Source organism: Pseudomonas sp. L5B5, assembly GCF_020520285.1.
Taxonomy (GTDB): Bacteria; Pseudomonadota; Gammaproteobacteria; order Pseudomonadales; family Pseudomonadaceae; genus Aquipseudomonas.
The window spans coordinates 4180292-4199427 of record NZ_CP084742.1 but is presented as its reverse complement, the minus strand read 5'-3'; the positions used below and the strand labels follow the sequence as shown (position 1 = coordinate 4199427).

18 protein-coding genes are annotated in these 19136 nt (G+C 64.3%); 8 read left to right on the top strand and 10 right to left on the bottom strand.

Features of this window, described 5'->3' with window-relative positions; all coding sequences use genetic code 11:
* Positions 1-135: 135 nt before the first annotated feature.
* Positions 136-1131: a FecR domain-containing protein gene (locus LGQ10_RS19075; RefSeq protein ID WP_226522887.1), complete on the top strand. Its 996-nt coding sequence runs from the start codon at positions 136-138 to the stop codon at positions 1129-1131.
* Positions 1132-1149: 18 nt separating this feature from the next.
* Complete coding sequence (locus LGQ10_RS19070; protein ID WP_226522886.1) at positions 1150-3468, top strand: CHASE2 and HATPase_c domain-containing protein; 2319 nt, start codon at positions 1150-1152, stop codon at positions 3466-3468.
* A gap of 356 nt (positions 3469-3824) precedes the next feature.
* On the opposite strand, the gene LGQ10_RS19065 is transcribed toward LGQ10_RS19070, so the two are convergent.
* From LGQ10_RS19065 to glyQ, 4 genes are all read right to left on the bottom strand, one after another.
* A complete protein-coding gene (locus tag LGQ10_RS19065; protein WP_226522885.1) occupies positions 3825-4595 on the bottom strand; it encodes a lysophospholipid acyltransferase family protein in 771 nt (256 codons plus the stop codon).
* An 81-nt stretch (positions 4596-4676) separates the two neighbouring features.
* Complete coding sequence (gmhB, locus tag LGQ10_RS19060; RefSeq protein WP_058436794.1) at positions 4677-5210, bottom strand: D-glycero-beta-D-manno-heptose 1,7-bisphosphate 7-phosphatase; 534 nt, start codon at positions 5208-5210, stop codon at positions 4677-4679.
* A 16-nt stretch (positions 5211-5226) separates the two neighbouring features.
* Positions 5227-7281, bottom strand: coding sequence for a glycine--tRNA ligase subunit beta (gene glyS, locus LGQ10_RS19055; protein ID WP_058436795.1), 2055 nt, complete (start codon positions 7279-7281; stop codon positions 5227-5229).
* Positions 7278-8231: a glycine--tRNA ligase subunit alpha gene (glyQ, locus tag LGQ10_RS19050; RefSeq protein ID WP_003177094.1), complete on the bottom strand. Its 954-nt coding sequence runs from the start codon at positions 8229-8231 to the stop codon at positions 7278-7280. The genes glyS and glyQ overlap by 4 nt, the downstream gene beginning before the upstream one ends.
* A gap of 81 nt (positions 8232-8312) precedes the next feature.
* Here glyQ and LGQ10_RS19045 point away from each other — a divergent pair, with 81 nt between their 5' ends.
* The 3 genes from LGQ10_RS19045 (at position 8313) to LGQ10_RS19035 (ending at position 10163) form a co-directional block, all read left to right on the top strand.
* On the top strand, positions 8313-8873 hold the full coding sequence (locus tag LGQ10_RS19045) for a DNA-3-methyladenine glycosylase I (protein WP_226522884.1): 561 nt from the start codon (positions 8313-8315) through the stop codon (positions 8871-8873).
* A 91-nt stretch (positions 8874-8964) separates the two neighbouring features.
* Positions 8965-9852 carry a lysophospholipid acyltransferase gene (locus LGQ10_RS19040; RefSeq protein WP_058437860.1) on the top strand — a complete coding sequence of 296 codons (888 nt, stop codon included), beginning with the start codon at positions 8965-8967 and terminating at the stop codon, positions 9850-9852.
* Between the two features lie 71 nt (positions 9853-9923).
* Entirely contained in the window at positions 9924-10163 is a 240-nt protein-coding gene (locus tag LGQ10_RS19035; protein ID WP_058437862.1) for a PilZ domain-containing protein, read from the top strand.
* A 124-nt stretch (positions 10164-10287) separates the two neighbouring features.
* Here LGQ10_RS19035 and LGQ10_RS19030 read toward each other — a convergent pair whose 3' ends face one another.
* From LGQ10_RS19030 to def, 5 genes are all read right to left on the bottom strand, one after another.
* Entirely contained in the window at positions 10288-10605 is a 318-nt protein-coding gene (locus LGQ10_RS19030) for a tetratricopeptide repeat protein (protein ID WP_058437864.1), read from the bottom strand.
* A gap of 33 nt (positions 10606-10638) precedes the next feature.
* Positions 10639-12012: a Trk system potassium transporter TrkA gene (gene trkA / locus LGQ10_RS19025; protein ID WP_226522883.1), complete on the bottom strand. Its 1374-nt coding sequence runs from the start codon at positions 12010-12012 to the stop codon at positions 10639-10641.
* A 24-nt stretch (positions 12013-12036) separates the two neighbouring features.
* Positions 12037-13347, bottom strand: coding sequence for a 16S rRNA (cytosine(967)-C(5))-methyltransferase RsmB (gene rsmB, locus LGQ10_RS19020; protein ID WP_226522882.1), 1311 nt, complete (start codon positions 13345-13347; stop codon positions 12037-12039).
* On the bottom strand, positions 13344-14288 hold the full coding sequence (gene fmt, locus LGQ10_RS19015) for a methionyl-tRNA formyltransferase (RefSeq protein ID WP_226522881.1): 945 nt from the start codon (positions 14286-14288) through the stop codon (positions 13344-13346). Before fmt ends, rsmB begins: the two co-directional genes overlap by 4 nt.
* A 69-nt stretch (positions 14289-14357) precedes the next feature.
* Positions 14358-14864 (bottom strand): peptide deformylase, encoded by a 507-nt coding sequence (def, locus tag LGQ10_RS19010; protein WP_058436035.1) that lies wholly within the window; start codon positions 14862-14864, stop codon positions 14358-14360.
* 380 nt (positions 14865-15244) lie between these two features.
* Here def and dprA point away from each other — a divergent pair, with 380 nt between their 5' ends.
* Together dprA and LGQ10_RS19000 are read left to right on the top strand one after the other, a co-directional pair.
* On the top strand, positions 15245-16348 hold the full coding sequence (gene dprA / locus LGQ10_RS19005) for a DNA-processing protein DprA (protein ID WP_058436036.1): 1104 nt from the start codon (positions 15245-15247) through the stop codon (positions 16346-16348).
* Between the two features lie 54 nt (positions 16349-16402).
* Positions 16403-16960, top strand: coding sequence for an L-threonylcarbamoyladenylate synthase (locus tag LGQ10_RS19000; protein WP_058436037.1), 558 nt, complete (start codon positions 16403-16405; stop codon positions 16958-16960).
* Positions 16961-17032: 72 nt separating this feature from the next.
* Here the strand turns inward: LGQ10_RS19000 and LGQ10_RS18995 are convergent, their stop codons facing one another.
* Entirely contained in the window at positions 17033-18010 is a 978-nt protein-coding gene (locus tag LGQ10_RS18995) for an NADPH:quinone reductase (protein ID WP_058436038.1), read from the bottom strand.
* Between the two features lie 168 nt (positions 18011-18178).
* Between LGQ10_RS18995 and hemF the strand changes: the two genes are divergently transcribed.
* A complete protein-coding gene (gene hemF, locus LGQ10_RS18990) occupies positions 18179-19096 on the top strand; it encodes an oxygen-dependent coproporphyrinogen oxidase (RefSeq protein ID WP_058436039.1) in 918 nt (305 codons plus the stop codon).
* The last annotated feature ends 40 nt before the right edge of the window (positions 19097-19136 follow it).

Here is a 19136-nt window from a genome sequence, read left to right as displayed (position 1 = left end):
CAGAGCGGTTGTGCCGTTCCAGTTGGAATGAAAGGCTGTGGACCGGTCTCGATAGAGAGCTATGGCCAGAACGCCAACAATCTAGTTCTAATGGCACGGACGCCAGAAGAGCGCGACCACGGACCCGATGAACTCATGACCTACTTGCCTATTCGCCACCGGGCCATGTGCGCCCCGCTCTTGTTTGGCGTGGTACTGGCCTTGTCCGGCACGGTGGCCAGCGCCGCGATCTCCCCGGCCAAGCGCCTGCCCTACATCGATGACAACCAGCAATGCCGTGGCCAGCCACTACCGGCCACGGTCGAGCACCTGACTGGCGAAGCCTGGAAGCTGGATGCCAAGGGTCGCGAGACAGCCCTGGAAGAAGGCATGGACATCGACGAGAAGGAAGGCGTGAAGACGTCACCTTCGGCGTTTGTCAGCCTGTCCCTGGGAGACGGCTCGCGCGTGGTGTTGCCATCGAGTTCCCAGGTCACCCTGCAACTGAACAACCAGTACAGCATTCCCCAGGTCGTGTTGCAGCAGGGCCAGATCGAGTCCTACGTGATCAAGCGCACCAGCGACCATGATCGCTTCCAGATCGTGACGCCAGTTGGCGTGCTGGGTGTGCGCGGCACCCACTTCCGGGTGCGCAATGACGATGAACAGTCCCTGGTCGAAGTGCTCAATGGCCAGGTGGCGGTGAACCGGGACGAAGAGACCCCCGACAAGAAACCGTTGCGTCGCGGCAAGCAGGTTGTGGATAAACCGGCCGGCCCCCTGCCAGGCGAAGTGCAGGTGATGGCGCGCCAGGGCATGCGAATTCGCAAGGAAGGCGAACTCAAGCCTGTGGAACTGCTGGCCGCGCCTCGGCTGCTGGGGCAGGCGGGGCAGATGGGCCCCCTGCCCGTGTGGCAGTTGATTCTGGAACCCCTGCCGGGCGCCCGTCGTTATCGAGCCCAGGTGGCCACCGACAAGGACTTCCTGAACATCAAGCAGGAGCAGTTTTCCAGCACCCCCAAAGTCAACTTCACCGGGTTGCAGGCGTTTTTCTATCATGTACGCCTCTCGGCATTCGACGAGCACGGCCTGGAAGGAGAAACCGGGGTCTATGACATTTTCTATTACCCCAGAAACACCCGTGTCCAGTAACCCGTCATCGAGTCGTCCATGAGTCCCTGGCGCCGTCGCCGCGATGGCCGGGAACCGACCCAGGCCCAGCAGCTGTTCCACCGCCTGGTGCGCGAATGGCTGTGGGTCAGCCTGCTCCTGCTGCCACTGACGGCGGCGTTGTCCCTGAGCCATGGCCTGGCCCTGAACAACCTGTTCTATGACCAATTGCGGCGCTTCACCCCGCTGCCGGTGGACTCGCGGATCCTGCTGGTGACCATCGACGACTACAGTCTCCAGCAACTGGGCCGCTGGCCCTGGCCACGGGCGATCCATGGCCAGTTGCTGGACCGCCTGGCCACCGCGGGTGCCAAGGGCGTGCTGTTCGACGTGATCCTCAGCGAGCCGGGTAGCACGGTGGAAAACGACACCCGCCTGGCCGCCGCCCTGTGCCGTGCCGGCAATGTGTTCCTGCCGGTACTGCGCGAAGGCGTGGCCCGTTATGGCCAGGACCTGGGCGAACTGTTGCCGGTACCGCCGTTGCGCAACTGTGCCCGAGGCCTGGGTCATATCAATGCCGAGGCCGATGCCGACGGCACCGTGCGCAGCGTCTATTTGCGCGAAGGCCCGCAACAAGCGCCACGGGCGCAATTGACCTGGCTGCTGTACCAGCTGACCGAGGCCGACCCGCTGGCGCCGCGGATGCCGGGTAACGGGCAGCCGGAGGTGGCTCGGGGCTGGCTGCGAGCCAACCCGGTGCGCATACCCTTCATCAGCAAGGCCGCAGGTTTTCCCAGCGTGCCCTATGTCAGCGTGCTGCGTGGCGAAGTCCCACCGGAGTTGCTGCGGGACCGGCTGATCCTGGTGGGCTCCACGGCTCCGGGATTGGGTGACCGCTATGTCACTGCGCAATCCGGTAGCCAGGGCACCACCCCGGGCGTCGAGATCCAGGCCAACCTGCTCAACGGCCTGTTGCAGCACCGTAGCGTGGTGGCGCTGGGACAGTGGCCGGGAGTGCTGCTGTCCATGACTCTGACGGCCGCCCTGCTCGGGTTGCTGCTGTGGCGTCCGCGCCACGCCCTGTGGATAACCCTGGGCTGCATGGGCCTGGCGCTAGTGGGCTCGGTCGCGATGTTGCGCCTGGGCTACTGGTGGTCGCCGGTAGCCAGCCTCCTGGGCATGTTGCTGGCGTACCTGATCTGGAACTGGCGACGCCTGCAGGTGATCCTGACCTACTTTGGCTGGGAGCTGCAGCGCCTGGACAGCGAACCCAAGGTATTGCCTGAGCGCCGACGCAGCCAGGCGCCGATGGGAGATGTGCTGCAAGGGCAGATCGTGGCCCTGGAGCAGGCCCTGGGCCGAACCCGGGATACCCGGCGCTTCATTTCCGATGGCCTGGAATGCCTGCCGGTGGCGACCCTGATCAGCGACCCCGAGGGCCGGATCCTGCTGGCCAACCGCAACGCCCGTGAAGTGTTCGACCATTCGCTGGTGGGCCACCCGTTACTGCCGCAACTGGCAGCCCTGGGTTATCCGGGCCTGGCTGAACCGGCGTCGTACCCCAGCCTGGCACAGTTGCCCGCGGTGGAGTTTCGTGACATTCAGCAGCGCAGCCTGCGGGTCGAGCTGGCGCCGTTATTGCCGGTCGACAGCGAAACGCCGCTCGGCTGGCTGTTGAGCCTGACCGACCTGAGTGTCGAGCGTGACGCCGAACAGCAGCGCGGGGTGCTCCTGCGGTTCCTGTCCCATGACCTGCGCGCGCCGCATTCGGCGATCCTCGCGCTGCTGGATGTCCAGCAGCGCCAGCCGTCGCTGCCCAAGCAGGTCTATGGGCAGATCGAGCAACAAGTACGCCGGGCACTGGCACTGACCGAAGCCTTCGTGCAACTGGCCAAGGCCGAATCGGAGGCCTATCAGTTCGAACCCAGCATGTTCGCCATGCTGGTGCTGGACGCCTTCGACCAGGCCAACACCCTGGCTCAGCTCAAGCACATCCATCTGCGTCACAGCCTGGATGAACAGGCCGAAAGCCTGGTGCTGGCGGATCAGTCCCTGCTGACCCGGGCGCTGTTCAACCTGCTGGAGAATGCCATCAAGTACAGCCCCGAAGGTTCCACGGTGAGCGTGCAGGTCAATTGTGCCGAGGGCTGGCTACGCTGCCAGGTCAGCGACGAAGGCCGGGGCATTGCCGCTGCGGACTTGCCCCAGTTGTTCGGCCAGTACCAGCGCTTCGCCTCGGCCAAGGGCATCGAGGGGCTGGGCCTTGGACTGTCGATGGTCAAGGCGGTGATGGACCGGCACCAGGGGCGTATCAGCTGCCACAGCGTGGTGGGCCAGGGTTCCTGCTTCATCCTCGAATTGCCCTTGCTCGAGGAGTGACGGCAGGGGAATTGCCCAGGCGAAAAAAACCGGCAGCGTGGCTAACGCCAGTCAGTTAGGGAAATTGTAGGAGCGAAGCTTGCTCGCGATGGACGTCAGAGCGCTGCGTTTATCCAGTAAACACGCGCTACCTTTAACGACCCTCGCGAGCAATCGAGCGTCGACCGGCTGCTCCTCCAAGGGATCATCTCGCGTCACTGACTGGCATCAGGCAGGGTGGCCGGTTTTTCCAGGTGCAAAACTTATGCACCTTTTTCGATATTTTATGAGCTTCTGAAATATATATATAAATCAGTGAGTTAAACCGGTAATTCAGCGGCTTTTGAAAAAGCCGTGCACAGGTTATCCACAGAAGCTCATACAGCCATCTTATCCGCAGCAACGTCCAATGGTGGCAATGAGCCCATATCCCGCTGAGCCTGTTCATTCCAGGCCGCCACACGGTCGTTGAGGTCGGCGATGGCCCGGGGACCGCTGCCTTCGGCATACATGGGGGCACCAATGGTCACGGTGATGGTTCCGGGGCGCTTGCTCCAGCCGGTCTTGGGCCAGAACTTGCCGGCGTTGTGGGCCACCGGCAGGACCGGCAGGTCGGCATTCACTGCCAGGGCGCTGCCACTGCGGGAGAATTTGCCGACCTGGCCATAGGGCACGCGAGTGCCTTCAGGGAATATCAGTACCCAGACATTGTCCTTGAGCAGCTCGTCGCCCTTGCTCGCCACTTGCTTGAGGGCCGCCTTGGGGTTGTCGCGATCAATGGCAATGGGGCGCAGCATGGCCATGGCCCAGCCGAAGAACGGTACATACAGCAGTTCACGCTTGAGCACCTGGCTCAAGGGTTGGAAATAGGCCGAGAGGAAAAACGTTTCCCAGGTGCTCTGGTGGTTAGAAACGATCACGCAAGGGCGCTCGGGGACATTTTCCGCGCCCTTCACTTCCACTCGGATGTTGAGGAATACCTTGGTTAGCCACAGCGCGCAGCGACACCAGTAGACATTGATAAAGCGATAGCGCGCCTTGAATGGCAGGAACGGCGCGATAAAAAAGCTCAGGGAGCACCACAGCAAGGAACTGGTGCCCAACAGCAGGTAAAAGAAAAAGGTTCTGATGGCCTGCAGGATCGACATAGCGGCATTTACCATTGCGGGCATGGCCCGTTTTAAAAAGCGCTCTCCCGAACGGTCCTTGGTCAGGATGCCAGAAGGGGCCTAGTTGTGGATAAGTTCAGCGGCAACGGCCGCCAGGTCGTCAAAAATCAGGGTGCCTACCGGTAGGGTTTTCCCCAGGGTCTTTTCGCCTTTTCCGGTCTTTACCAATATGGGCTGACAATCGACGGCCTTGGCTGCTTCCAGGTCACTGAGACTGTCACCGACAAACCATAAACCTGTCAGTTCTGCCTGGTAATGCTCGGCAATGTTCAGCAGCATGCCCGGTTTCGGTTTGCGACAGGCGCACCCTTCGTCGGGCCCATGGGGGCAATAGACGACCAGCCCGACCTCGCCACCCTGCTCTGCCACCAGCTCGCGCAGGCGCGCATGCATGGCATCGAGGGTGGCCAGGTCGTAGTAGCCGCGGGCAATGCCGGACTGGTTGGTGGCGACCGCCACCGTCCAGCCGGCTTTGCTCAACTGCGCAATGGCTTCGATCGATCCGGGTATCGGCATCCACTCCTCTACCGATTTGATATAGGCATCGGAGTCGTAATTGATCACGCCGTCGCGATCGAGTATCAGCAGTTTCACCGCAGTTCCCTACCTGTCAGCCCAGTACCGAAATGTCAGCCACGCCCAGGAACAGGCCACGCAAGCGCGCCAGCAGCGCGTAGCGGTTGGCCCGAACATTGGCGTCTTCGGCATTGACCATCACCGCCTCGAAGAAGGCGTCCACGGGCTCGCGCAGGGCGGCCAGGCGGGCCAGCGTCTCGCTGTACTGACGCGCCACGGCCATGGGCTGGACAGCCTGGTCCGCCTGCTGGATCGCCGAGTACAGGGAGAACTCGTTGGCGTTGTCGAAGTACTTGGCTTCGATGGTGGTCGGCACGTTGCCTTCGATCTTGCTCAGCAGGTTCGAAACGCGCTTGTTCACCGCGGCCAGGGCAGCGGCTTCCGGCAGCTTGCGGAACGCCTGCACGGCCTGGACGCGCTGGTCGAAGTCCAGGGCTGAACCCGGCTTCAGGGCTCGCACCGACAGGTAGGTGGCCACGTCGACGCCTTCGTCTTCGTAACGGGCCCGCAGGCGGTCGAAGATGAATTCCAGCACTTGGTCGGCCAGGCCGGCAGCCTTGACCTTGGTGCCGAAGGCGCTGACGGCGAAGGCTACGGCTTCGTTCAGGTCGAGGTCGAATTTCTTCTCGATCAGGATGCGCAGTACACCCAGGGCCGCGCGGCGCAGGGCGTAGGGGTCCTTGCTACCGGTTGGCAGCATGCCGATGCCGAAGATCCCCACCAGGGTATCGAGCTTGTCGGCAATGGCCACGGCGGCACCGGTCACGGTGCTGGGCAGCTCGGCGCCGGCGCCACGGGGCATGTACTGCTCGTTCAGGGCCAGGGCCACATCTTCCGGCTCGCCGTCATTGAGGGCGTAGTAGTAGCCGGCGATGCCTTGCATTTCCGGGAACTCGCCGACCATCTCGGTGGCCAGGTCGCACTTGGACAGCAGGCCGGCACGGGCCGCGCGCTGGGCGTCGCCACCGATGCGCGGGGCAATGAAGGCCGCCAGCCTGGAGATCCGCTCGGCCTTGTCGTAGACGCTGCCCAGCTTCTCCTGGAAGACCACGTTCTGCAGGCGCAGGTTGAAGTCCTCGAGTTTCTGCTTCTTGTCCTGCTTGAAGAAGAACTCGGCGTCGGTCAGGCGTGGACGAACGACTTTCTCGTTGCCCTCGACGATCTGGCGCGGGTCCTTGCTCTCGATGTTGGCCACGGTGATGAAGCGCGGCAGCAGCTTGCCATCCACGTCCAGCAGGCAGAAGTACTTCTGGTTGTCCTGCATGGTGGTGATCAGGGCTTCCTGGGGCACTTCCAGGAACCGCTCCTCGAACGAGCACACCAGCGGCACTGGCCATTCCACCAGGGCGGTGACTTCGTCCAGCAGGTCCGCCGGGACGATGGCGGTGCCTTCCTGCATGCGCGCCAGTTCCTCGGTGCGCTTGCTGATCAGCTCGCGGCGCTCGTTGGCGTCGGCCAGCACGTAGGCGGCGCGCAGGTCGGCCAGGTAGTTGGCCGGCGCGGTGATGCGCACGTTTTCCGGGTGATGGAAGCGGTGGCCGCGGGAGTCGCGGCCGGCCTTCTGGGCCAGGATGGTGCAGTCGATGACCTCATCGCCCAGGAGCATGACCAGCCACTGGGTCGGACGCACGAACTCTTCCTTGCGTGCGGCCCAGCGCATGCGCTTGGGAATCGGCAGGTCGTTGAGCGAATCCTCGACGATGGTCGGCAGCAGGCTGGCGGTCGGCTTGCCCTGGATGCTCTGGCTGTAGCGCAGTTTCGGACCGCTCTGGTCGATCTCGCTGAGGTCCACGCCGCACTTCTTGGCAAAGCCCAGGGCGGCCTGGGTCGGGTTGCCCTCGGCGTCGAAGGCGGCCTGGCGTGGCGGCCCGTCGAGGTTGACGCTGCGGTCCGGCTGCTGGGTCGCCAGCTGGGTGATCAGTACCGCCAGGCGCCGTGGCGCGGCGTAGACGTGCTTGGCTTCAAAGCTCAGGCCAGCGCTCTGCAGGCCTTTTTCGATGCCGGCCAGAAAGGCCTCGGCCAGGGTGCCCAGGGCCTTGGGTGGCAGTTCTTCAGTGCCCAGTTCAACCAGGAAATCTTGCGCACTCATTGTGCCGCCTCCAGCTTAGCCAACACTTCATCACGCAGGTCCGGGGTCGCCATCGGGAAGCCCAGCTTGGCACGGGCCAGCAGGTAGGCTTGCGCAACGGAACGCGCCAGGGTGCGGACACGCAGAATATATTGCTGGCGCGCGGTCACCGAGATGGCCCGGCGTGCATCCAGCAGGTTGAAGGTATGGGAGGCCTTCAACACCATTTCATAGCTCGGCAACGGCAGCGGCTGGTCCAGCTCGATCAGGCGCTTGGCTTCGCTTTCATAGAAATCGAACAGTTCGAACAGCTTTTCGACGTTGGCGTGTTCGAAGTTGTAGGTCGACTGCTCCACTTCGTTCTGGTGGAACACGTCGCCGTAGGTGACCTTGCCGAACGGGCCGTCGGCCCAGACCAGGTCATACACCGAGTCGACGCCCTGCAGGTACATGGCCAGGCGTTCCAGGCCGTAGGTGATCTCGCCGGTCACCGGGTAGCACTCGATGCCGCCGGCCTGCTGGAAGTAGGTGAACTGGGTCACTTCCATGCCGTTGAGCCAGACTTCCCAACCCAGGCCCCAGGCGCCCAGGGTCGGCGATTCCCAGTTGTCCTCGACGAAACGAATGTCGTGCACCAGCGGGTCCAGGCCCACGTGCTTGAGCGAGCCCAGGTAGAGTTCCTGGAAGTTCTCGGGGTTGGGCTTGAGGACCACCTGGAACTGGTAATAGTGCTGCAGGCGGTTGGGGTTTTCGCCGTAGCGGCCGTCAGTCGGGCGACGACTGGGCTGCACATAAGCGGCGTTCCAGGTTTCCGGGCCGATGGCCCGCAGGAAGGTGGCGGTGTGGAAAGTGCCGGCGCCTACTTCCATATCGTAGGGCTGAAGTACCACACAACCTTGCTCGGCCCAGTACTGCTGGAGGGCGAGGATCAAGTCTTGGAAGGTACGCACGGCTGGCGTAGGCTGGCTCACGAAATTCACCTGTTACTTGGGCTGCGATTTAAGGAGCGGGAGTATACCCGATTCAATCCTGCACACGCCCCCTGGAGCCTTATGCCACGCTGCTTTTGGTGTACCGAAGATCCGCTGTACATGGCTTATCACGATCAGGAGTGGGGCGTGCCGCTGCGGGATGGGCAGCGCTTGTTCGAGTTGTTATTGCTCGAAGGGTTCCAGGCCGGGTTGTCATGGATCACCGTGCTCAAGAAGCGCGAGCGCTATCGCCAGGTGCTGTTCGACTTCGACGTGCAGCGAGTGGCACAGATGAGCGATGCCGAGATCGACGAGCTGATGCTCGACCCGGGCATCATCCGCAACCGCCTCAAGCTCGAGGCCGCACGGCGCAATGCCCAGGCCTGGCTGGAGCTGGACGATCCGGTGGCCTTCCTCTGGTCGTTCGTTGGCGGTGTACCGAAGATCAACCATTTCGCCGACCGCAGCGAAGTCCCGGCGGTGACGCCCGAGGCCGAGGCCATGAGCCGTGGCCTGCGCAAGGCCGGTTTCACCTTTGTCGGGCCGACCATCTGCTACGCCCTGATGCAGGCCTCGGGGATGGTCATGGACCACACCCGCGACTGCGATCGCTACCCAAGCATGAGCTCCCCGGCGCCATGAGCGCCACGCCAGGCGTTTTCGCACAGGCGCCGATGGCCGGTTAGAATAGCCGGCTGCGACTAGGCCATGACCAAGAGATCAGGAGTCATCTGTGGATAAGTTCAAAGGCGCCCTGCTGGTGGGAGCCCTGCGATTGTTTGCCTTGCTGCCCTGGCGCGCAGTGCAGGCCGTCGGCGCGGCCATTGGCTGGATCATGTGGAAGACGCCCAACCGCTCCCGCGACGTGGTGCGGATCAACCTGGCCAAGTGTTTTCCACAGATGGACCCCGTCGAACGCGAGCGTTTGGTGGGACAGAGCCTGAAAGACATCGGCAAGTCCCTGACCGAAAGCGCCTGTGCCTGGATCTGGCCGGCGGAGCGCTCCATCGCCCTGGTACGGGAAGTCGAGGGCCTTGAGGTGCTCAAGGAGGCGCTGGCTTCAGGCAAGGGCGTGGTGGGCATCACCAGCCACCTGGGCAACTGGGAAGTGCTCAACCACTTCTACTGCAGCCAGTGCAAACCGATCATTTTCTACCGTCCACCCAAGCTCAAGGCCGTGGACGAACTGCTGCGCAAGCAGCGGGTACAGCTGGGCAACCGCGTGGCCGCCTCCACCAAGGAAGGCATCCTCAGCGTCATCAAGGAAGTGCGCAAAGGTGGCTCGGTGGGCATTCCCGCGGACCCTGAACCGGCCGAATCCGCCGGGATCTTCGTGCCCTTCTTCGCCACCCAGGCCCTGACCAGCAAGTTCGTGCCCAACATGCTGGCCGGCGGCAAGGCGGTCGGGGTATTCCTCCACGCCCTGCGCCTGCCCGACGGCTCGGGCTACAAGGTGATCCTCGAGGCGGCTCCAGAGGACATGTACAGCACCGACACCGAAGTCTCCTGCGCGGCCATGAGCAAGGTGGTCGAGCGTTATGTGGCTGCGTATCCAAGCCAGTACATGTGGAGCATGAAACGCTTCAAGAAACGTCCGCCGGGCGAGGCGCGCTGGTACTGACAGAGCCGACACGATCTGTGGATAACATCGTTCAGGGATTATCCACAGGACACTGGACAAGGGCGCAGAAGATGTCCGATCACCGCAAGTCGTTCCGTATCAAGATTTCCCACGAAAGCCTCGGTGAATGCCTGGGGCAGACCCGCAACCTCTCGGCCAGCGGGGTTTATGTGCAAAGCCCGCAGCTGGCGCGGTTGCCCAAGGGCGCGGTGGTCTACGGCCAGGTGCAGGGGCTGCCGGTGGCCGCGCCCCGGGTGCGCATGGAAGTGGTGCAGGTGGACGCCGAAGGCATCGCCTTGCGCTACCTCTGAGCCCGGCCCTGTCGCCGCTGCCGAGCCCTAGAGGCTGCGAAAATGACCGAGGGGTGGCGGTGTCGAGCGCCTTCACCGACGTTCCGCTCGCTCGCAGCCAGCACCAGGGATTACAGGCTGTTGTTCAGCCCTTGGCCAGGCGCTCGAGCTTCTTGAGGAACACGGTCATTTCCTTCTCCGCCTGCTTGTCGCCCTGGGCCCGGGCCGCTTCCAGGCCCTGCTCCCAGGCCTGGCGTGCCGCCTGCACATCGCCCTGCCCCTGCAAGGCCTTGCCCAGCAGTTTCCAGGCTGCGGAATACTTGGGGTCCAGCGCCACGCACTGTTGCAGGTGTTCGGCCGCCCTGGCGCACTCTCCCTGGTCCAGGTAACCCTTGCCGAGGCCGAAGCGCAGCAGGGGGTTATCCACACCCTTGGCGAGCATTTTTTCCAGCGATTCCAGCATTGTCGTCACTCCTGTGGACAAGACCGCATTCGGTCAGAAGAAACTCAGGCCCACGTGGAACAGCTTCTCCACGTCGCGGATATGCTTTTTATCCACAAGGAACAGGATCACGTGGTCCCCGGCTTCGATCACCGTGTCATCGTGGGCGATCAGTACTTCTTCGTCACGGATCACCGCGCCGATGGTGGTTCCCGGTGGCAGGCCGATGTTCTCGATGGCGCGCCCGATCACCTTGCTCGACTTGGCGTCGCCGTGGGCGACCGCCTCGATGGCTTCTGCGGCGCCCCGGCGCAGGGAGTGCACGCTGACGATATCGCCGCGGCGCACGTGGGCCAGGAGGGTGCCGATGGTGGCCAGCTGCGGGCTGATGGCGATATCGATGTCGCCGCCCTGGATCAGGTCGACATAGGCCGGGTTGTTGATGATGGTCATGACCTTCTTCGCGCCCAGGCGCTTGGCCAGCAGCGAGGACATGATATTGGCCTCGTCGTCGTTGGTCAGGGCCAGGAAGATGTCGGCGTCGGCAATGTTCTCTTCCAGCAGCAGGTCGCGGTTCGAGGCGCTGCCCTGCAGCACCACGGTGCTGTCCAGGGTATCGGAGAGGTACCGGCAGCGGGCCGGGTTCATTTCGATGATCTTGACCTGGTAGCGGCTCTCGATGGCCTCGGCCAGGCGCTCGCCGATCTGCCCGCCACCGGCGATGACGATGCGCTTGTAGGATTCCTCCAGTCGGCGCATCTCGCTCATCACCGCGCGGATGTGGGCCTTGGCGGCGATGAAGAACACCTCGTCGTCGGCCTCGATCACCGTGTCGCCGGTGGGCATGATCGGCCGGTCGCGCCGGAAGATCGCCGCCACTCGCGTGTCGACGTTAGGCATGTGTTCGCGCAACTGGCGCAGTTGCTGGCCGACCAGCGGGCCACCGTAGTAGGCCTTGACCGCCACCAGCTGGGCCTTGCCCTCGTAGAAGTCGATCACCTGCAGGGACCCGGGGTGCTCGATCAGGCGCTTGATGTAGTTGGTCACCACCTGTTCCGGGCTGATCAGCACATCCACCGGGATCGCATCGTTGTCGAACAGGCCTGCACGGGTCAGGTAGGCGGCCTCGCGCACCCGGGCGATCTTGGTCGGGGTGTGGAACAGGGTGTGGGCGACCTGGCAGGCCACCATGTTGGTTTCATCGCTGTTGGTCACCGCCACCAGCATGTCGGCGTCATCGGCGCCGGCCTGGCGCAGCACCGTGGGGAACGAGCCGCGACCTTGCACCGTGCGGATGTCCAGGCGATCGCCGAGATCGCGCAGGCGTTCGCCGTCGGTATCCACCACGGTAATGTCATTGGCTTCGCTGGCCAGGTGTTCCGCCAGCGTGCCGCCTACTTGTCCGGCGCCGAGGATGATGATCTTCATCCACTACTCCCTAGGTTCTTGTGCTTACCCGCGTGAAGCGGCGATCTTGATCAGCTTGGCATAGTAGAAGCCGTCGTGGCCGCCTTCCCGGGCCAGCAGCTGGCGGCCGTGGGGTTGGCGCAGGCCGGCTTCGGTGGCCAGGTCCAGCTCCCGGGCACCCGGAGTGCGGGCGAGAAAGGCCGCCATCACCTCGGTATTCTCGGTGGGCAGGGTCGAGCAGGTGGCGTAGACCAGGATGCCGCCCACCTCGAGGGTTTGCCACAGGGTATCCAGCAGCTCGCCTTGCAGTTGCGCCAGGGCCGCGATGTCGTCGGGCTGACGGGTCAGCTTGATGTCCGGGTGCCGGCGGATCACCCCGGTGGCCGAGCACGGCGCGTCCAGCAGAATGCGCTGGAACAGCTTGCCGTCCCACCAGGCCTGGGTGTCGCGGCCGTCGGCGGCGATCAGTTGAGCGTCGAGCCCCAGGCGGTCGAGGTTTTCCCGCACCCGTACCAGGCGCTTGGCTTCCAGGTCCACGGCCACCACGCCGGCCAGGGCCGGCTCGGCTTCGAGGATGTGGCAGGTCTTGCCGCCAGGAGCACAGCAGGCATCCAGCACCCGTTGTCCAGGGGCCAGGTCCAGCAGGTCGGCGGCCAGTTGCGCGGCTTCGTCCTGCACGCTGACCCAGCCCTGGGCGAAGCCCGGCAGGCCGCGCACGTCGCAGGCTTCGGCCAGCACGATGCCGTCTCGGCTGTACTGGCAGGCGCTGGCGCCAACGCCCGCCTCGGCCAGCAGCGCCAGGTAGGCATCACGGCTGTGGTGGCGACGGTTGACCCGCAGGATCATCGGCGGATGGGCATTGTTGGCAGCGCAGATGGCTTCCCACTGCTCGGGCCAGAACGCCTTGAGCGACTTCTGCAACCAGCGTGGATGGGCGGTGCGCACTACCGGGTCGCGCTCCATGCCGGCAAGCAGCTCCTGGCCTTCACGTTGGGCGCGGCGCAGCACGGCATTGAGCAGGCCCTTGGCCCAGGGCTTCTTGAGCTTGTCGGCACAACCGACGGTCTCGCCGATGGCGGCATGGGCCGGGATACGGGTGTAGAACAGCTGGTACAGGCCCACCAGCAGCAGCGCCTGGACATCGGCGTCAGCGGCCTTGAACGGCTTCTGCAGCAATTGCGCGGCCAGCAGGTCCAGGCGCGGTTGCCAGCGGGCGGTGCCGAAAGCGAGGTCCTGGGTCAGGCCACGGTCACGCTCGTCGACCTTGTCCAACTGTCCCGGCAGTGAGCTGTTCAGTGAGGCCTTGCCGCTGAGGACGGCGGCCAGGGCGCGGGCGGCGGCCAGGCGTGGGTTCATTGGCCGAGCACCTTGCCACTGGCGAACTTCTCGCGGCGGCTGTTGAACAGGTCGCTGAAGGCCAGGGCCTTGCCGCCGGGCAATTGCAGGCGGGTCAGGCTCAGGGCGCCATCACCACAGGCGACGACCAGGCCGTCCTTGCTGGCGCAGAGGACTTCGCCAGGGGCGCCCTTGCCTGTGGACAGATTGGCGGCCAATACCTTCACGCTTTCACCGTCGAGGGTGCTGTGGCACACCGGCCACGGGTTGAAGGCGCGGACCAGGCGCTCCAGCTCCACGGCGGGGCGGCTCCAGTCGATGCGCGCTTCGTCCTTGTTCAGCTTGTGGGCGTAGGTGGCCAGGCTGTCGTCCTGCACTTCACCTTGCAGGCTGCCATCGGCCAGGCCGGCGATGGCTTGCACCACTGCGCCCGGGCCCATTTGCGCGAGGCGGTCGTGCAGGGTGCCGCCGGTGTCTTCGGCGTTGATCGGGGTGACCACCTTGAGCAGCATCGGTCCGGTATCCAGGCCCGCTTCCATGCGCATCACGGTGACGCCGCTCTCGGCGTCGCCGGCTTGCACGGCACGCTGGATCGGCGCTGCGCCACGCCAGCGTGGCAGCAGCGAGGCATGGCTGTTGATGCAGCCCAGGCGTGGGATATCCAGCACCGCCTGGGGCAGGATCAGACCGTAGGCCACCACCACCATCAGGTCCGGCTCGAGTGCCGCCAGTTCGGCCTGGGCCTCGGCATTGCGCAGGGTCTGCGGCTGATAGACCGGAATTGCATGGTTCACGGCCAGCGCCTTGACCGCGCTCGGCATCAGCTTCTGCCCGCGGCCGGCTGGGCGATCCGGCTGGGTGTAGACGGCCACGATCTCGTACGGGCTGTCGAGCAGGGCCTTGAGGTGTTCGGCGGCGAATTCTGGGGTGCCGGCAAAGACGATGCGCAGTGGCTCAGTCATGGGAGTTCTCGGTTGCGAAGGTGCGGAAAAGAAAAAGGCTTGCCATGGCAAGCCTTTGCAAGACGGCCATCAAGCCTGCTGGCGATGCTGCTTTTCCAGCTTCTTCTTGATCCGGTCACGCTTGAGCGTGGACAGGTAGTCGACGAACAGCTTGCCGTTCAGGTGGTCGCATTCATGCTGGATGCACACAGCCAGCAAGCCTTCGGCGATCAGTTCGTAGGGCTGGCCATCGCGGTCCAGGGCCTTGACCTTGACCCGCTGCGGACGGTCGACGTTTTCATAGAAACCCGGTACCGACAGGCAGCCTTCCTGGTACTGGTCCATTTCGTCGGTCAGGGATTCGAACTCGGGGTTGATGAAGACCCGGGGCTCGCTGCGATCTTCGGACAGGTCCATGACTACCACGCGCAGGTGCACGTTGACCTGGGTCGCCGCCAGGCCGATGCCGGGGGCCTCATACATTGTTTCAAACATGTCGTCGACCAACCGGCGCACTTCGTCGTCCACTACGGCCACGGGTTTGGCGATAGTGCGCAGGCGCGAGTCGGGGAATTCGAGGATGTTTAAAATGGCCATAGACGTAATTGCTACACGTGTGAAATGAAGGCGGATTCGACGTCCTGGCAGGTCCTGGACCTGGGGCGCCGATGCAAAACGTGCTCTGGGAAGGAGCGAGCCGCGCAGGCTCTGGCGTTTCACGCGAATGCACATGATAAAGGGATTCAGCCCCCGAGGAAATCACTGTTCGCCTTGCCGTCCCTGGGCTGCAGCCTTGTCCCCCGGCTCCTGCAGTGGTGTGCCGATGGCTCGCCCGCTCCCCGTTGGCCGGGGCAGGCCCACAGTGCCCGGGCAAGCGGCAGCCGCTTCGCAAGAAGGTATTCCTCAACAAGTTACCAACAGACTTATCCACAGCTTGTTCCGGCGCAGGCCGGAGCCATGACGATCAAGGATGATCCATGTCACAGTCGACCGCCGCCGCCATTTCCCCTGCGGAACTGGAAGCCCGCCTACGTTTGCATGGCTTGCCCGGCTTGGGCCCCATGCGTTTTCAACGCCTGCTCCAGGCCTTCGGTGGCGCGGCCAGGGCCCTGAGCGCCCCGGCGGCGGCCTGGCAGTCCCTGGGGATGCCGGCGGTCTGTGCCGACGCCCGGCGCAGCGCCGAAGTGCGTGAGGGGGCCGGGCGCGCATTGGCCTGGATAGACGGCCCGGGCCGGCATTTGCTGATGTGGGACCAGCCCGGCTACCCGGCGTTGCTGGCCCAGTTGCAGGATGCCCCGCCCCTGCTGTTCGTCGCCGGTGACCCGGCGATCCTCGAGTGGCCGCAGCTGGCGCTGGTGGGCAGTCGACGCGCCTCGAAGCCGGGGCTGGATACCGCCACGGCGTTTTCCCGCAGCCTGGCCGAGGCGGGTTTTGTCATTACCAGTGGCCTGGCCCTGGGCATCGACGGGGCTGCCCACAGGGCGGCGCTGGACGTCGGCGGGCGCACGGTGGGGGTGCTCGGCACCGGCCTGGAAAATTGTTATCCACAGCGGCACCGGGACCTGGCCCGGGCCATGATCGATCAGGGCAGCGCGCTGGTTTCCGAATTTTCCCTGGACACTGGTCCACGCCCGGAGCACTTCCCCAGGCGTAACCGGATTATCAGCGGCCTGTCCCTGGGCGTACTGGTGGTAGAAGCCAGCGTGGCCAGTGGTTCGCTGATCACTGCCCGGCTGGCCGCGGAGCAGGGCCGCGAGGTTTATGCCATTCCCGGTTCGATCCATCACCCCGGCGCCCGGGGCTGCCATCAACTGATTCGAGATGGCGCGGTGCTGGTCGAAAGCGTCCACCACATCCTCGAGACTCTCCAGGGTTGGCAGCGCCTGCCGCCCGCCGTCGAACCGATGGCCAGCAGCGCGCATCCGCTGCTGGCCCTGCTGCAGGCCGCACCCCACAGCAGCGAAGCCCTGGCGCTCGCCAGTGGATGGCCGCTGCCACGGGTGCTGTCGAGCCTGACCGAGCTGGAGATCGATGGCCGTGCGGCCAATGAAAACGGGCGCTGGTTTGCGCGCCTGAGCTAGGTTTTATAAGCAGGATCGGTAAACTGCGCACAGCTTTTATCTGGAGAGTCGGCAATGGTCAGCAGTTGGCGTGTGCAACAAGCCGCACGAGAGATTCGCGCAGGGGCGGTGATTGCCTATCCAACCGAAGCGGTCTGGGGCCTGGGGTGCGATCCGTGGAACGAAGAGGCGGTGGATCGCCTGTTGGCGATCAAGTCGCGGTCGGTGGACAAGGGCCTGATCCTGATCGCCGACAATATCCACCAGTTCGATTTCCTGTTCGAGGATTTCCCCGACACTTGGATCGAACGTATGTCCAGCACCTGGCCGGGGCCCAACACCTGGCTGGTGCCCCATCAGAACCTGTTGCCCGAATGGGTCACCGGGGTCCATGACACCGTGGCCCTGCGGGTCAGCGACCATCCGCTGGTGCGTGAGCTGTGTGCCCTGGTGGGGCCGCTGATCTCCACCTCGGCCAATCCCCAGGGGCGGCCCGCGGCGCGGACGCGGCTGCGGGTCGAGCAGTACTTCCGGGGTCAGCTGGACCTGGTTCTGAGCGGCAGCCTGGGAGGACGCAGGAACCCCAGCCTGATTCGCGACCTGGCCACCGGCAAGGTGATCCGGCCTTCCTGAAGGAGGGTGACGAGGGAGCGTGCTCGCGCCAGAGTGCGCAGCGCTCCCCCGGCAGCGAACGTCCTCGCCAGGTTATGGCAGCAGCAGGGTCGAGCCGGTGGTGCGCCGGGCCGACAGTTCGACATGGGCCTTGGCCGCATCTGCCAGGGCAAAGCGCTGGTTGATCTCGACCTTGATCTGGCCGCTGGTGATCATGCCGAACAGGTCGTCGGCCATATGCTGCAGGTTCTCGGCATTGTTGGCGTAGCTGCCCAGGGTTGGCCGGGTTACGTACAGCGAACCCTTGGCTGCGAGAATCCCCAGGTTCACCCCATCCACCGCCCCCGAGGCGTTGCCAAAGCTGACCATCAGGCCCCGTGGCGCCAGGCAGTCCAGGGAGGTCAGCCAGGTATCCTTGCCGACGCCGTCATAGACCACCGGGCACTTGCGCCCGCCGGTCAGTTCCAGCACCCGCTGGGCCACGTCTTCATGGCTGTAGTCGATGGTTTCCCAGGCGCCGAGGGCCTTGGCGATGGCGGCTTTTTCCGGCGAACTGACCGTACCGATCAGCTTGACCCCCAGGGCCTTGGCCCATTGGCAGGCCAGGGAACCGACACCACCTGCGGCAGCGTGGAACAGCACGGTTTCCCCGCCCTTGAGCTCATAGGTCTGGCGCAGCAGGTACTGCACGGTCAGTCCCTTGAGCATCACCGCAGCGGCCTGCTCGAAGCTGATGCCCTGCGGCAGCAGCACCAGGTGGTCTTCGGGCAGGACATGCACGTCGCTGTAGGCGCCCATCGGGCCGCTGCCGTAACCCACTCGGTCGCCAGCCTTGAAACGCGTCACCGCGCTGCCGACGGCCTCGACCACCCCGGCGCCCTCGAAACCCATGCCCGATGGCAGTGCCGGCGGTGCATACAAGCCGTTGCGGTAGTAGGTGTCGATGAAGTTCAGGCCGATGGCCCGGTTGCTCACACGCACTTCCTGCGGGCCCGGCTCGGCCGGCTGGTAATCCACATACTCAAGTACTTCGGGGCCGCCATGGGCGTGGAACTGGATACGTTTGGCCATCTGTCCTGTCTCCTTGGTCACATGCTGAAAAGTGCTCTATCGGACTCCTCTGCTTGACCTTCGTCAACTGCGGCAGGCCCCGACGCGGTGTTATGCTACGCGCCCATTTGCGCCGGCCTGCGCGTCATCCCCAGTGCCGCGTAGCTTTGCCCGACCCAAGGTGATGCCATGACTACCCGCACCGAGGCCGTTAAGGCCTATCTGCTCGACCTGCAAGACCGTATCTGCGCCGCACTGGAAACCGAGGACGGTAGCGCTCGTTTCATCGAGGACGCCTGGACTCGTCCCGCTGGCGGTGGTGGCCGGACCCGGGTGATCGGCAATGGTGCGGTGATCGAGAAAGGCGGGGTCAACTTTTCCCATGTGTTCGGCAGCGGCCTGCCGCCGTCCGCCAGCGCCCATCGACCAGAGCTGGCCGGCCGCGGGTTCGAGGCCCTGGGCGTGTCCCTGGTGATCCACCCGCACAATCCCCACGTACCGACTTCCCACGCCAACGTACGGTTCTTCATCGCCGAGAAGGAAGGCGAAGAGCCGGTCTGGTGGTTCGGTGGTGGCTTCGACCTGACGCCCTACTACGGCAACGAGGAAGATTGCGTGCACTGGCACCGGGTCGCCGAACGTGCCTGTGCACCCTTCGGTCCCGATGTCTATCCACGCTACAAGGCCTGGTGCGACAGCTATTTCCATATCAAGCACCGCAACGAACCGCGGGGTATCGGTGGCCTGTTCTTCGACGACCTGAACGAATGGGACTTCGACACCAGCTTCGCTTTCATGCGGGCCATCGGCGACGCCTACATCGAGGCCTACCTGCCCATCATCCAGCGCCGCAAGGCCGCGGCCTACACCGAGCAGCAGCGTGAATTCCAGGAGTTCCGCCGGGGCCGCTACGTGGAGTTCAACCTGGTCTACGACCGCGGCACCCTGTTCGGCCTGCAATCGGGTGGCCGCACCGAGTCGATCCTCATGTCGCTGCCGCCACAGGTCCGCTGGGGTTATGACTGGAAGGCCGAGCCGGGCAGCGAAGAAGCGCGCCTGACCGAATACTTCCTCAAGGATCGCGACTGGCTGGCCAGCGCCAACTGACCGGACCTGGCACCAGACTGCTCGCACACAAGGGGGAAGA

Coding starts and splice junctions, on each gene's coding strand:
- LGQ10_RS19075 (WP_226522887.1), top strand. CDS start 136: ATGACCTACTTGCCTATTCGCCACCGGGCCATGTGCGCCCCGCTCTTG.
- LGQ10_RS19070 (WP_226522886.1), top strand. CDS start 1,150: ATGAGTCCCTGGCGCCGTCGCCGCGATGGCCGGGAACCGACCCAGGCC.
- LGQ10_RS19065 (WP_226522885.1), bottom strand. CDS start 4,595: ATGTCGATCCTGCAGGCCATCAGAACCTTTTTCTTTTACCTGCTGTTG.
- glyS (WP_058436795.1), bottom strand. CDS start 7,281: ATGAGTGCGCAAGATTTCCTGGTTGAACTGGGCACTGAAGAACTGCCA.
- LGQ10_RS19045 (WP_226522884.1), top strand. CDS start 8,313: ATGCCACGCTGCTTTTGGTGTACCGAAGATCCGCTGTACATGGCTTAT.
- LGQ10_RS19035 (WP_058437862.1), top strand. CDS start 9,924: ATGTCCGATCACCGCAAGTCGTTCCGTATCAAGATTTCCCACGAAAGC.
- LGQ10_RS19030 (WP_058437864.1), bottom strand. CDS start 10,605: ATGCTGGAATCGCTGGAAAAAATGCTCGCCAAGGGTGTGGATAACCCC.
- trkA (WP_226522883.1), bottom strand. CDS start 12,012: ATGAAGATCATCATCCTCGGCGCCGGACAAGTAGGCGGCACGCTGGCG.
- rsmB (WP_226522882.1), bottom strand. CDS start 13,347: ATGAACCCACGCCTGGCCGCCGCCCGCGCCCTGGCCGCCGTCCTCAGC.
- fmt (WP_226522881.1), bottom strand. CDS start 14,288: ATGACTGAGCCACTGCGCATCGTCTTTGCCGGCACCCCAGAATTCGCC.
- def (WP_058436035.1), bottom strand. CDS start 14,864: ATGGCCATTTTAAACATCCTCGAATTCCCCGACTCGCGCCTGCGCACT.
- dprA (WP_058436036.1), top strand. CDS start 15,245: ATGTCACAGTCGACCGCCGCCGCCATTTCCCCTGCGGAACTGGAAGCC.
- LGQ10_RS19000 (WP_058436037.1), top strand. CDS start 16,403: ATGGTCAGCAGTTGGCGTGTGCAACAAGCCGCACGAGAGATTCGCGCA.
- LGQ10_RS18995 (WP_058436038.1), bottom strand. CDS start 18,010: ATGGCCAAACGTATCCAGTTCCACGCCCATGGCGGCCCCGAAGTACTT.
- hemF (WP_058436039.1), top strand. CDS start 18,179: ATGACTACCCGCACCGAGGCCGTTAAGGCCTATCTGCTCGACCTGCAA.